Below are 13,754 nucleotides of genomic sequence, written 5' to 3'. Positions count from 1 at the left end.
TGAAATCCGCCTCAACCGATGCGCGACTATTTTCTGCGGCGTCTTCTCTTGATTCCGCCCACCCTGTTGGGTGTGACCATTATTGTTTTCGCGATCACCCGTCTAGTTCCGGGTGGCCCCCTTGAGCGTGCGATTATGGAAACTCAACAGATGAGCATGACCGGGGGCGGTGGCGGTCAATCCGCCGGCCAGGGCATGGCGATATCGGACGAACAGCTCCAGGCGCTCAAAGAGTATTACGGCTTTGATAAGCCGATCTTACAGAGCTACGTCGAATGGCTTGGCAAGGTGGTCACTGGAGATCTCGGATCCTCTTATCGCTATAACGAGCCCGTGTGGGACGTTATCAAAGACAGATTTCCGGTTTCCCTTTACTACGGCATAGTCACGCTCATACTCACCTACGCCGTGTGCATCCCCCTGGGAATACTCAAAGCAATCCGACACCGCACGTTTGTCGACAATATTTCATCGATATTGATTTTTGTCGGCTACGCGATACCCGGCTACGCCCTTGGGTCACTGTTGATCCTGTTTTTTGCAGTGCGACTCGAGTGGTTCCCCATGGGAGGCTTTGTCAGCTTTAACTTTGACGAGCTAAGCACCGCCGAAAAAACCCTGGACCTCATCAACCACTCGCTGCTACCGCTAATTTGCTATCTCGTGGGCAGCTTTGCACTGGTCACCTTACTGCTTAAAAACCACCTCATGGATAACCTGGCGGCAGACTACATTCGCACCGCTATTGCCAAAGGCGTTTCGTTCCGTAAGTCCGTAACCGGACACGCCATGCGCAACTCCCTCATCCCCATTGCCACTACCTTCGGCCAGAACATTACCCTTCTCGTGGGCGGCTCTTTTTTAATAGAGAGTATTTTTGATATCGACGGTTTTGGACTACTAGGCCTCAGTGCGATTTTGGATAGAGACTATCCGGTGGTTATGGGCGTGGTTCTGCTGGCGAGTCTGCTACTACTCATCGGCAACATCATTTCTGATGTCCTGGTCGCGATGGTTGACCCACGGATACGGTTCCACTAATCCATGCTGCAACTGAACCCTCAAACCCTCAAAAAGCTCCGCCGATTCAGGCACATTAAGCGCGGCTACTATAGCTTTCTGATACTTGCGGGTTTGATGGTACTACTGGCGTTTGGAGAGCTTATTATCAACAGTCGAGCGCTGTTGGTAAGTTACGAAGGAGAGCTGTACTTCCCCACCTATACGGCCTTCCACCCCGGCACCGACTTTGGCCTGGACTACGACTACGAAGTCAACTACCGAGAACTCAAAGAAGCATTCGCCGAGGACGGCAGCGGCAATTGGGTTCTCATGCCCCTGATCCCCTACAACGCTTTTGAGAATCATGCGCCGGGAGGTATCTTCACACCTTTGGCCCCGGACGCCTCTCAGCAGCACTATCTGGGCACCGACACCACCAGTCGCGACATTCTTGCACGGCTCTTTTATGGCACCCGCATCGCATTAATCTTTTCTATTGGATTTATGCTGTCGGTCTACCTTATTGGCATTGCCATCGGCTGTTCCATGGGCTACTTCGGCGGCGTGTTTGACCTGCTGTTTCAACGCCTCATCGAAATATGGTCCAACGTACCGTTTCTCTACATGGTGATTATTATTTTCTCGGTGATCCCAGCAGCTTTCTCAGTGCCTACGCGCATCGGCATATTGTTGATGGTTATGGTCTTGTTCTCCTGGACCGGCATGACCTACTACATGCGCACCGAAACCTACAAAGAAAAGGCTCGGGATTACGTTGCCGCTGCCCGGGTGATTGGCGCATCGAATTCCCGAATTATATTCAGGCACATTCTCCCCAACATCCTGTCCACACTCGTCACGTTTATGCCCTTCACAATTGTTGGTGCTATCTCGGCAATCACTGCTTTGGACTTTTTGGGCTTTGGCTTACCACCGCCCACGCCAAGTCTTGGCGAACTCCTCAAGCAGGGGACGGCAAACCTGCGCACGGCGCCCTGGATTGTGACCTCCGCCTTTGGCACGCTGGTGGCGCTGCTGACTCTGGTTACCTTTGTGGGTGAGGCCGTGCGCGAATCCTTTGACCCAAAAACCTATTCTATTTATCGCTAAGAGCATTTGAGAGTAACGCTATGACTCGACTTCTTCGTTCTACACCATGGCTATTGATGTCCCTGACGCTTCTACTGACCGCTTGCGGTGGAGATAACAGTGAGGGCGACTCTACAGACCTGGCCGCAGACGTAGACAATAGCGCCGAAGTCGAAGCAGCCTATGCAGCAGAGCCAGACTTCTATCGCTTTGCAAGCATGCAAGACCTCCCGGAGGGCTTGGTTTGGGAAAACGGTGCGCAGTTACCCGAGATCGGCTCGCCAGAGGCCCAAAAAGGTGGTACTCAGTACGTCGCTCTTCCCGACTTTCCCCGCACCCTGCGCACGGCAGGTCCGGATTCCAACGGCTCGTTTCGCCCGTTCATTCTTGATGATGTCGCCATGCTGGTCGCCCAATTACATCCAGACGAGCGCGAGTACTATCCGGCGCTGGCCGAGTCCTGGGCGCTAGATCCAGAGACCTCGACGGTTTATGTAAAAATTGATCCACTTGCGGCCTGGTCTGACGGCGTTCCGGTGACCACTGACGACTTCTTTTTCATGTTCTACTTCTATAAGTCTGAATACATCCGCGCACCTTGGTATAACAACTGGTACAGCTCGCAATACACCAACATTACCCGCTACGACGATCGGACTTTTTCTATCACCAGCGTCGCCGCAAAGCCTGACTACTCAGCCCGAGTGCTGGAGCTCCACCCCATGCCCCGGCACCACTTTAAGGCGCTGGGCGACGACTACGTTGATCGATACCAATGGACTTTCACACCCACCACCGGTGCTTATGTGCTGCGTGATGGCGATTTAAAGAAGGGACGCTCTATCGTCCTGACTCGAGATACCAACTGGTGGGCAGCGGATAAGAGAAACTTCCGTTATCGCTACAACCCGGATCGCATTCAGTTCAACATCATTCGTGATACCGCAAAAACCTTTGAGGCGTTCAAACGCGGCGACCTCGACCAGTTCGGCTTGGCGTTGTCAGAATACTGGTACGAAAAGCTCCCCGACTCTGATCCGGACGTGCAAGCCGGTTACATCGCAAAATCTGTCTTCTACAACGAATACCCCAGACCGCCTTATGGCTTGTGGATGAACACCTCTCAACCACTGCTGGATGATCTGAACATACGCCTGGGCATTCAGCACGCAAGTAACTGGCAGCTGGTCATCGATAAATACTTCCGTGGTGACGCGGCCAGGCTCAACACAGCGAATGAGGGCTTTTCGGAGTTTAACGACCCCACCATCAAGGCAAGGGAGTTTGACATAGAAAAAGCCCAGGCTTATTTCGCAGCCGCCGGTTTTACCGAGCGGGGAGCCGACGGAATCCTCGTTAATGCCGAGGGTCAGAAACTGGCCTTTACGCTATCGACAGGCTACGAAAATCTGGCTGATGTCATGACTATCCTCAAGCAAGAGGCTCAGAAGACTGGTCTGGAGCTGCGTATCGAGGTCCTCGACTCCACCACTGGATGGAAAAAGGTCCAGGAAAAACAGCATGAGATTCATCTGGTGGCCTTCGGACGTTTTCTGGAAATGTATCCTCGATTCTGGGAACACTATCACTCGGACAATGCCTATGACGACGCGTTTCTCGAGGACGGTAGCGTTAATCCGCAGCGGCAGTTAAAAACGCAAACCAACAATCTCGAAGCGTTTGCCGTGTACGAAATGGACAATCTCATCGACCAATATCGTGAGTCTCAGGACAAGGACGAGATGGTTGAGCTGTCCCACAGAATTCTGAATTTGCATCACGACTACGCATCGTTCTCTCCGGGTTGGTATCAACCATCGCTGCGCCTGGGGCATTGGCGCTGGATGCGCTACCCGGACTACTTCAATCACAAGTTTGTCAGCGGCACTGGAGAGCTTTGGGTCCACTGGATAGACACAGATCTGAAAAAAGAGGTCCTAGAGGCGCGTAAGTCCGGCAAGACCTTCCCGCCCATGATCAACGTCTACGATCAGTGGAAGCCCTGAACCTTGGCTGACTCGCCCATTCTGGAAGTTGCCGGACTCATCACCGAGTTCGATACGGACGAGGGTGTCGTTCGCGCCGTTGATGGTGTGAGCTTTACCGTCGATCCCGGCAAGACCGTGGGTATTGTGGGTGAATCGGGCTGCGGCAAGAGTGTGACTGCCCTGTCAATCATGCGCCTTTTGCCGCAACCTATGGGCCAGGTCGTCGGAGGGGTGATCAGCCTCAAGGGACAGGACCTGGCCAAACTCAGCTTTGAAGAGATGGAAAAAGTCCGCGGCAATGACATCGGCATGGTGTTTCAGGAGCCCATGACGGCACTGAACCCGGTGCACACCATCGGCCGTCAGCTCACCGAGGGGCTCAAGATCCACAAGGGCCTCAATGGTCAGCAGGCCATAGATGAAGCGGTAAAGATTCTTGATAAGGTCGGCATTCCCTCGCCGGAGATACGCATGGGTGAATACCCCCATCAACTCTCTGGCGGCATGCGACAACGCGTCGTCATCGCCATTGCGCTTGCCTGCGGACCGGCCCTGCTGATTGCTGACGAGCCGACGACTGCACTGGACGTCACCATTCAGGCGCAGATTCTTGAGCTTATCAAAGAGCTGCAAGCCGACTTAGGCATGTCGGTGATCCTCATTACGCATGATCTGGGTGTTATCGCCGAGACCTGTGATGAGGTGGTTGTGATGTACGCCGGCAAAGTCGCGGAGCGCGGTACGGTCTTCGATGTTTTTGATCGTCCGTCTCATCCTTACACCCAGGGCTTATTGCGTTCTATTCCGACGCTTGAGACCACGCCTAAATCCACGCTCAATGTCATAGAAGGGATGGTTCCCGGCCTGCGTGATCTCCCTAGGGGCTGTCGATTCGAGAATCGCTGTCCCAAGGCCACAGACCAGTGCCGCGAAGCATCTCCCCCAGAGGAGCGGATCGAAGGAATGCATCAAGTGAGCTGTTACCAATGGCAGAGCGCATGACGCCCTTACTCGAAGTCAATGATCTGAGCATGCACTTTCCGGTGAAGGAAGGCCTGCTCATGCGCTCCCATAGAGCCAACCGCGCGGTTGACGGCGTATCACTGCACATCAATCCCGGCGAGACTCTGGGACTTGTGGGTGAATCGGGCTGCGGTAAGTCCACGTTAGGCCGCTGTCTGGTACGACTATACGAACCCAGCGCAGGTAGCATTCGTTTTGCGGGACAGGATATTACTCATCTAAAGCCCCGCACCTTGCGACCTCTGCGCCAGAACATTCAAATGATCTTTCAGGACCCCATGGAGTCGCTTAACGCGCGGCATACCGTAGGCGAGATTCTCGAAGAGCCTATGATTATTCAGGGCCTTGGTGGATCGAGCGTTGAGCGCAAGCAACGCGTCCGAGAGCTGCTAAATATAGTGGGGCTCCCCGCTCGCTCAGTGAGCCGCTACCCTTTCGAGTTTTCTGGGGGCCAGCGGCAACGCATTGGTATTGCCAGAGCGATTGCGCTCAATCCGCAGCTGATTATCTGCGATGAGCCCGTGTCAGCCCTGGACGTATCTATACAAAGCCAAATACTGAATCTGCTGGTAGACCTGCAACGGGAATTTAATCTTGCGTATTTGTTTATCGCGCATGATCTTGCAGTGGTTAAACACGTTTCAGATCGCGTGGCGATCATGTACCTGGGCAGAATCGTAGAAACGGCCGATTCCGAGACGCTGTACCGCAACGCCAGTCACCCTTACACCAAGAGCCTTATTTCGGCGATCCCTATTCCTGATCCGCACCGCGTTCAGCAACGACAGGTGTTAACAGGCGATGTGCCATCGCCCATTGCACCACCAACAGGCTGTCATTTTCATCCGCGCTGCCCGGTGGCTGAACCAGCCTGTAGCGAGAGTTACCCGGCTACACGCACCATCGGTGAGGGGCACGACAGCGCCTGTCATCTTCATACAGACCCGAGCGGCATCACTACCGCAGGTTAACGTCAGACAGAACTCTTCGGGTTTCAGGTCTAGGCTGTCGCCCCACCGTCTTCCAGCAACTGCCAGAACGCAGCGCGGTCATTAGTGCGCGGAAACTCGCTCTCGGGAAGCGCCAAACCCAAAAACTCACACAAAGGCGCCCAACCTTCTTTGACCTGAAACAGCAGAAGTTGACTGTCGGGTATCGCCGCCTGCACCGCTTCATTGTGCGCAATAAATCTGTTTGCCAGCTCGTCTTTGCTCATAGCCGGATCAAAGCCTGCTCTCGCTATCACATGCATGCACATATCCAACCAGGGATGCACCTCGGGAGGAGCGTCATTCCGGCTTAACAAAGCAGCAAATATTGTCTCGCTGATGCTCTCGACCCAGGACTGGGGATCACGATGGGTGAGAACGAATTTTGCGTCAGGAAACGCTGCATGCAGCTCCGGATAAAAAGAGGCTGTGGGCCAATCGACCGCCGATCGCTGTCCTTGATAAATCGCCGCCCAGTCAGGTTTCCCTGCCTGCGCCGCATTCCAAAGGGGCACGTGAGTAGCCGGATCACCCAACACCACATCCATGTGATAACAAGGCCCCAAACCCAATTGCTCAAGAGCCGTTCGAAGCGACATTGTTCCCGTTCGCCCTACACCTGCGCCAAATACTTGCATGAGTCATACCTGTGGCTAATGGTTCTTACTAGCTCAAGCTAGCCCAACAGCAGCCTCATGGCAATTGTCATGCAGAAGACAGACAGACTCAGCGCGGAGTGTCGCTAAACCAATCCTCCTGCTCAAGCTGACGCCAGATTTTCTGCGCAACTTCACCACCGCGCTGCAGGACCTGCTGGGGCTCCTCGGCAATAAATTCTCCTCCAGATACCTGTAAGCGTCCATCGGTCATCACCGTTTGCACCATACGACCATTGGCATAGAGCAGGTTATTGAGGGGCTCCGGCGGTAAAGCGCCCGTGCCATTAAGCATGCCGGAAACCTCCACAGAAATGAGGTCTGCGCGAGCACCCGCCTTGATCACTCCCAAATCATCACGGCGGAGTCCTTTGGCGGGTATCCGAGTAGCGCCCTCAACAGCGTTCCAGATCGTCGGTCGCTGACTCGCGCGTTTGCCATCAAGTTCACCCAGGAGCTCGTGGCGAGCTTGGCCATAGAGCACGGCGAGCTTTAAATTCTCAAGATAGTCATTGGAGTGTGTATCAATACCGATATTCACTGCCATACCCGCTGCAAGTGCTTCCGGATAAGGCTGAGTACCATTGCCCGCACCGCCTCCCGAAGGACAGTGCGCATACACCACACCGTGTTTATTCAGTATGGGAGGATCAACATCCCAGTCCAGTCCGCTCATGTGCGCGCCGAACACCGGGCCGTCGCTGAGCATGCCGAAGCTTTCCAGCCATTGCGTGGGCGTCTGACCCCACAGACGTTTCACCGTATCGGTCTCCCGCTGCCCCTGCGAGAGATGGATATGTAGACCGGTACCGAGCTTTTTTGCCGCCTGTGCCAGCGCGCGCATGGTCGCGGGAGTATGTGTATCGCAGGCGTGGGGAGACATCATGGGCTGAATGCGCCCGTCACCTTTGCCCATGTGCTTCTCACAAAATGCGAGATTTTTGGCGATTTCGTCCAGTGTGCCGGACTCGGCATCCATGAGCACCTGATCATCAGCGCGAAACCAGATGGCAAACAAGCGCTCAATCCCGGGAATCATCGCTCCGGGGTAGGCACGAACGCCCCAGGGCTCCGCCAACCGCACGTAGCTCTCGGCCTGGCGAAGACTCAGGCTCATCTCCAAATGAGTCGTGCAGCCCGAGCGAAGCAGCTCTGCCAGGTTGAGGGCCGTCAGTGCGTCCATCTCCTCGTCAGAAAGTGTCTCCACTAATTCCAATGGCCGAGCGTAGGAGCGCGGCCCTTCAATGATTCCCCGCGTAGGAGTGGCGCTACAGCAATGTGTGTGTCCCGAGATAAAACCCGGGAGCAAAATCTGGTCGTGAAGTTTGAGTCGGGGCAGAACATCAGAGAATGCACCGTTACGCACATCTTCGATTACGCCATCGCGGACCAGCACCTGCGCATTAGGTATCAGCTCGAGCTGCCCCCGGGTTTCTGTGAGCACCCAACCGGCCTCGATAACAAAGCGCTGGCCGAGCCGGTCAGCCGCTGGTATCTGCCCTGCCTTGGAAACATCGGTCGATGCCATGCCAAGACCAGAGCCGGCGGCGAGGCTGCTTAGAGCCAGACTTTGAACAAAACCTCTGCGAGAAAAACGCGTCGCGCCGGTCTCCTCTAAAACCGCTCCTTCACGCGAGATCGAACCGGGGGGTATTCGCTTCATAACCTATGCCTTTGGGTGCAGAACTAGCGTGCCTCGCGGAGCATCGGCACAATCGCCGGTGAGCTACCACTTTGAATGCTGCCCATCTCTTCAAACCCGTGTCGTTTGTACAGCGACATATTCAGGGGATTAGAGGATTCGAGATAAGCGGGCAGTCCTAACGCATCAATCTTGGCTAAGGCATACTTCATCAGCTGCGCGCCCAGCCCTCGCCCCTGATACGCCTGGTCCGTACCCAGCACCGCCAGGTACCAGCACTCCTGTGGGTGATAGCGAGCCATACCTTCCATCAGCCCAAGGCAATCTTCGTGGATTGCGGGCCGGACCGTGCTCACCATGGCCTCGACCAGCCGCTCTTCGTCTGGGCCGGTACCCGGGGGGTACCACAGCGCGGCGCCCTCGCAATTTTCTGTGCGAAAAGCCGTACCCTCAGCGATAGCACCACCGCCAAAAGCATCGTAAAAGTCGCCGGTGGCAGCGTTCAGAAAGCCCTGGGCATCTGGAAAAAACCACCGCATCAGAGGGTCCGCAAAAAATGCGCCCGCCAAAGAAGCAAACACCTGACTGCGCTCACTCTCTGTGACTTCCGTCACCGACGTCATCGGCTGCAGCTCAGGCATCGATACTCTCACCGAGCGCAGCGTGCACAATACCGCCGTCGACGGTAATGGTATCGCCCACAACATAGTCCCCGGCGCGACTGGCCAGGAAGATCGCCGCGCCAGCTAGATCCTCTTGCGAACCGATGCGTCCCAGGGGAATACTTTTGCCCACTTCATCACCGTGGTCACGCGCCGCCTTGTTCATATCCGAGGCAAACGCCCCGGGTGCAATTGACGTGACAACGATATTGTCGCGCACCAGTCTCGCTGCCATACGCTTAGTCAGATAGATCAGCCCAGACTTGGATGCGTGATAACTATAGGTTTCCCAGGGATTGAGGCGCTGTCCGTCAATCGACGTAATGTTGATAACTTTAGCCGGGGAACCGCTTGCACCACCAGCTTTAAGGAGTTCGTGCAAAGCCTGGGTCAAAAAGAAAGGCGACTTGAGGTTGAGGTCCATGACTTTATCCCAACCCTTCTCGGGGAACTCCTCAAAGGGTTGCCCCCAGGCTGCGCCGGCATTGTTTACCAGAATGTCCAGCTTCGACTCACGCTCGGTCAATGCCTTGGCCAGGCTTTGACAACCCTCAACCGTAGACACGTCCTGTGGCAATGAATAACAGTTAGGGCCGAGCTCTTGAGCGGTAGCCTCACAGTCAGCAGCTTTGCGCGAGCTGATATACACCTTAGCCCCTTGCTCGATATACGCGGCAGCAATCGTTTTTCCAAGGTTTCGCGAGCCCCCGGTTACCAGGGCTACGCGGCCTTCCAACGAAAACAGGTTTTTAATATCCAAGATTTTTCTCCATTACTAGTTTTGAATAAATGAAACGACTCTCAATTGCCAGTGAAATTTGGAACGCGCTTTTCTCGAAAGGCATGGATAGCCTCCCGCGCATCATCGCTCAAAGCAAGCAGGCTCTGGTGTCGATTTTCCATGGCCATCGCCGCCTCCAGACCCGGTGTATCCAGCGCGTAATTAAGCGCCTCTTTTGTGAGCCGCAGGCCCATGGGTGCGGCGCGCAACATCGTCTGCGCATATTCCTGAGCCGCTTGATCCAGGTCCTCCGCGGCGACAACCCTGGCAAGCAGACCCAAGTCAAAGGCGCGCTGTGCCTGAATAAATTCACCGGTCAGTAACAGCTGCGATGCAATTGAGGCGTTCACCAATCGCGGCAAAAAATAGCTACTGCCCATATCGCAACCGGTCAAACCAATGTTGAGATAGGCGGCATTCATACGAAGATCCGTGCTTGCCACACGTAGATCGGCCGCCAGGGCCAGGCTAAACCCTCCGCCGCAAGCGGCGCCATGAAGTGCGGTAACGATGGGCTGGGGGCAGCGACGCATGGCCAAATAAATGCGTGCGATGGACGTTTGGATCGCCCAAAGCCCTGCAGGTGTTCTCTGCGCTGGTGACATACTCGGATCCTTAAGATCCAGACCACTGCAAAAGTGCTTGCCTTCGGCGCGCAGAATCACCACTCGCACAGAGTCATCGTAAGCAAGTCCCTCAAAACACTCCACCAGTCCATGGACCATCGTCGTGCTCAAGGCGTTACCGTTATCCGGGCTGTTGAGAGTCACCGTGAGTAAGGCGTCCTGGCGCTCAAAAGACACTGGCTTGCTGCTCATTCTGTACTGCTCTCCCGGTCCGTCCCAGAGGCGCTCTGGCCTGGGTTGGCAAAGTTGATCACCCGCGGCAACATCTCGTCAATCGCGGCTTCAATGTTCACCGACCCAGCGGCCAGCTCGGCGACTGCATCAACAAAGGCCGCGCTGCCTTCATACCGCTGCAGCTGCTGCGCAAAACGTCGACTCATCTGCTGAGACAACTCCATTCCCAGCTGCGCATAACGGCGCCGGGCAAGCTCACCTGACGCCATTAAGGATCGATGAACACTGGCTATCGCCTCGGCCAGGAGCTCCATGCCCACGCCTTCGGTAGCCACTGTTTCGATAACCGGCGGTCGCTGGGATTCCGGGCGAGTCATGATGACTGCATCAATATCCCGTCGCGTAGATTCCAGGCCCGGTCGGTCAGCTTTGTTAATCACAAATATATCGGCGATCTCCATTAAGCCTGCTTTATTGGCCTGTATCTCGTCACCCCAGCCAGGATTGAGCACAACCACCGCAATATCGGCGGTGTTCACAATATCCAGCTCCACCTGTCCAACCCCCACGGTCTCGATGAGCACAAGCGGCCAGTCACAATACTGCAGAAGGCGGCGCGAGGCCTGGGTCGCCCCGGCCAGTCCACCGTGGTGGCTGCGAGTCGCCATGGAGCGGATAAACACTTCGGGTCGCGTTGCGTGGCGGTGCATCCGCACCCTGTCGCCCAGTAAAGCACCACGACTGATGGGTGAAGAAGGATCCACCGCGAGTACTGCGGCCGAAGGAGAAGTTTTGAGTAATTCGTCGGTAAGGGCGCTCACCAGCGTAGACTTGCCCGCCCCCGGTGCACCGGTAATTCCAACGCAAAGCTTGTGAGCATCACTCGGATCGCCCAAGGGGATGCCTGGGAGCCGCTCACCGCGCTCTATCGCACTGATCACCCGTGCCAGAGCACGTCGATCGCCGCTGTGGGCTCGTTCGAGCATGCTCGCGGGCGTATCTGTCGGCGAGGTCACGCCAGGGAAGGCTCAGGCAATACCGGTAAGACGGCGCGCTGAATCGACAATGTCGGGCAACTGAGACCCGGGTGGAAACACTTCCACACCCAGCGCCTCAAGCCGCCGCTTGGCATGCGGCGGCACAACACCACCGCAGAAAATCGGCATACCCTCGCATTCGGTTTGCACCAGCTCCACGGCGCGAAGGGCAACGTCGATATGCCCACCAATGTTGAGGCCCACCAGGTCGACATCTTCATCAATAGCGGCCTGCAACACCTCATCGGAACGCGCCATGCCGATCATAATCACCTCAAAGCCTGCATCGCGAAGCGCCGTCGCCACAATAGTTGGGCCCCGCCAGTGTCCATCAAGACCCGTTTTGGCCATGAGGATACGTTTACCAGTGTCAGCCATTCTTATTATCCTTAGGTCTGTATGGGGGTTGCCCAGTCGCCAAATGCATCGCGATATATATCGCCGACTTCACCCAGAGTGACTTCACACTCCAGCGCAGTCATCATGGCGGGCATAATATTACGGTCTGAACGAAGGACCGTTTCAAGTTCACGCATCGCACTGCCGGCCGCTTTTTCATGTCGGGTGCGTTTCACTTCTTCCAAACGCGCAAGCGCAACATCAAAGGCATCATCGACCCCCATAAACCCATCAACCTCAAAGGGTGAAATGTCGTCGGTGTGATCCGTTACCCCGATGATTTTCTGCGTACCGTCAGATTGAGCCATGAATTCTTTATGCTGGTTTTCAGTCGCCTTTTGGTGCATCCAGCCACTATCCAGCGCCGCCAAAAACCCGCCTTGCTCCTGAATCTCGTCAAAAAACGCCCAGGCTCGCTCGATGAGCTGCGCCGTGAGCGTTTCTATGTAGTACGAGCCGCCGAGAGGATCGGTAACGGCCGCAATATTGGTCTCTTCCTGCAATACCTGCTGGATACGCACAGACATCTGATGCGCATGCTCTGACGGAATCGAAAGAGCCTCGTCATAACCGCTTACGCCCAGCGATTGCACACCGCCTAAGGCTGCAGCCAAGCCCATTAAGGTTCCTCTGACGATATTGTTAATGGGCTGCTGGTAGGTCATGCGCGAGCCAGCTGTCACGCAGTGAATGCGCAAGTTACTGACCTTAGGATCGTGCACGTCGTAGCGCTCGCTCAAAAGCTGCGTCCACATAAGACGCGCCGCGCGAAGCTTGCTCGCCTCTTCGAAAATATCCATGGACATACGAAAGCTGACGCCACCACAGGCGCGGGCCGCACGGGCGATAGGCATGGTTCCCCGCCGCTTAATCTCTTCGAGATACTCCACAGCATTGGCAAACAGTGCCCCGAGCTCCTGGGGAGCATTCAAACCACTGTCTGCGCCGTTGTAACCAGCAATGGATACGGGCACCCAGCGTGGCAGATGTTGATCACAGAACTCCATAATATCGGCGTTAAACCGCAAACCAGCATCCGTAGGAATTTGTTGCTTGGTAACGCAACCAAGGTAGGTTAAGAAGAAATCACTCTGCCCGGTGCCGGGAAGTCGGGATAAATCAAAGCCCCGCTGTTTGGCTACAGTCCAGTAGCCCGCCAGCGCAAAAGGCGCGTGCTGAACCACTGCCCCACCAGCGTGCCCGTAGCTGGTTTCTATGGGCAGGTCTTTCATGCAGATATCGATATCCCGCACGCTTTGCATCACAGCGCCGGTCAAACCTACATCCTCGCGACGCGCCAACACCTCGGGGTGATCAACGTTGTACAGGTGGTCAGCCGTATTGCGATCGTGCTCCATGATGAAGCCGGTCTCGCCCTGCTCCAGGAGAAACTGGATGCGTTCGTTCTCATCTTCAGGTTTGCCGAAACCACTGAGCTGAAAAATACGCCAGGGCTTGGTGCGATACCCAGTGGGATAGCTACCTCGATGGAATGGCGCTTCGCCGGGGGCCGCATTAAGGACTTTTTGATGTCCCGAGGGAATGTCCTCGGCCATGTAATAGCTCTTGAGAGGAATGCCGGAGGCACTTACCCAATCGCCAGAATCATCGGGTGGTTGCTGCATAAGACGCCCTGATTGTTGGTTTATTCGATAGGAACGATGCGCAAACGATACTACCGCCTAA

The 13,754-nt window shown here is 55.4% G+C and carries 13 protein-coding genes; 5 read left to right on the top strand and 8 right to left on the bottom strand.

Translation table 11 applies throughout. The features are described 5' to 3' along the window. Positions 1-18 precede the first annotated feature (18 nt). The 5 genes from R0135_RS16545 to R0135_RS16525 are packed head-to-tail and all read left to right on the top strand — an operon-like array spanning position 19 to position 6,073. Positions 19-1,041: an ABC transporter permease gene (locus R0135_RS16545; RefSeq protein WP_407348009.1), complete on the top strand. Its 1,023-nt coding sequence runs from the start codon at positions 19-21 to the stop codon at positions 1,039-1,041. 3 nt (positions 1,042-1,044) lie between these two features. Then, entirely contained in the window at positions 1,045-2,112 is a 1,068-nt protein-coding gene (locus tag R0135_RS16540) for an ABC transporter permease (RefSeq protein WP_407348008.1), read from the top strand. 20 nt (positions 2,113-2,132) lie between these two features. Next, positions 2,133-4,097, top strand: coding sequence for an ABC transporter substrate-binding protein (locus R0135_RS16535; protein WP_407348007.1), 1,965 nt, complete (start codon positions 2,133-2,135; stop codon positions 4,095-4,097). A 3-nt stretch (positions 4,098-4,100) separates the two neighbouring features. Continuing rightward, entirely contained in the window at positions 4,101-5,081 is a 981-nt protein-coding gene (locus tag R0135_RS16530) for an ABC transporter ATP-binding protein (RefSeq protein WP_407348006.1), read from the top strand. Next, the gene (locus R0135_RS16525; RefSeq protein WP_407349940.1) at positions 5,078-6,073 is read left to right on the top strand and encodes an ABC transporter ATP-binding protein; all 996 of its coding nucleotides are present in this window, start codon (positions 5,078-5,080) and stop codon (positions 6,071-6,073) included. The genes R0135_RS16530 and R0135_RS16525 overlap by 4 nt, the downstream gene beginning before the upstream one ends. 29 nt (positions 6,074-6,102) lie before the next feature. On the opposite strand, the gene R0135_RS16520 is transcribed toward R0135_RS16525, so the two are convergent. The 8 genes from R0135_RS16520 to R0135_RS16485 all read right to left on the bottom strand — a co-directional run bounded on the left by R0135_RS16520 (position 6,103) and on the right by R0135_RS16485 (position 13,693). Next, complete coding sequence (locus R0135_RS16520; protein WP_407348005.1) at positions 6,103-6,690, bottom strand: sulfotransferase family protein; 588 nt, start codon at positions 6,688-6,690, stop codon at positions 6,103-6,105. Positions 6,691-6,817: 127 nt separating this feature from the next. Further along, entirely contained in the window at positions 6,818-8,410 is a 1,593-nt protein-coding gene (locus R0135_RS16515; RefSeq protein ID WP_407348004.1) for an amidohydrolase family protein, read from the bottom strand. A gap of 23 nt (positions 8,411-8,433) precedes the next feature. Further along, positions 8,434-9,030: a GNAT family N-acetyltransferase gene (locus tag R0135_RS16510; RefSeq protein WP_407348003.1), complete on the bottom strand. Its 597-nt coding sequence runs from the start codon at positions 9,028-9,030 to the stop codon at positions 8,434-8,436. Next, entirely contained in the window at positions 9,023-9,811 is a 789-nt protein-coding gene (locus tag R0135_RS16505) for an SDR family oxidoreductase (RefSeq protein ID WP_407348002.1), read from the bottom strand. The genes R0135_RS16510 and R0135_RS16505 overlap by 8 nt, the downstream gene beginning before the upstream one ends. A gap of 41 nt (positions 9,812-9,852) precedes the next feature. Beyond that, positions 9,853-10,650: an enoyl-CoA hydratase/isomerase family protein gene (locus R0135_RS16500; protein WP_407348001.1), complete on the bottom strand. Its 798-nt coding sequence runs from the start codon at positions 10,648-10,650 to the stop codon at positions 9,853-9,855. Continuing rightward, complete coding sequence (gene meaB / locus R0135_RS16495) at positions 10,647-11,618, bottom strand: methylmalonyl Co-A mutase-associated GTPase MeaB (RefSeq protein ID WP_407348000.1); 972 nt, start codon at positions 11,616-11,618, stop codon at positions 10,647-10,649. The genes R0135_RS16500 and meaB overlap by 4 nt, the downstream gene beginning before the upstream one ends. Positions 11,619-11,660: 42 nt before the next feature. Beyond that, positions 11,661-12,047 (bottom strand): cobalamin B12-binding domain-containing protein, encoded by a 387-nt coding sequence (locus tag R0135_RS16490; protein WP_009025022.1) that lies wholly within the window; start codon positions 12,045-12,047, stop codon positions 11,661-11,663. 11 nt (positions 12,048-12,058) lie between these two features. Further along, positions 12,059-13,693, bottom strand: coding sequence for a methylmalonyl-CoA mutase family protein (locus R0135_RS16485; protein ID WP_407347998.1), 1,635 nt, complete (start codon positions 13,691-13,693; stop codon positions 12,059-12,061). Between the last annotated feature and the right edge of the window lie 61 nt (positions 13,694-13,754).

This window comes from Congregibacter variabilis, assembly GCF_045689235.1.
Classification (GTDB): domain Bacteria; phylum Pseudomonadota; class Gammaproteobacteria; order Pseudomonadales; family Halieaceae; genus Congregibacter; species Congregibacter variabilis.
This window is presented reverse-complemented; position numbering and strand designations above follow the sequence as displayed.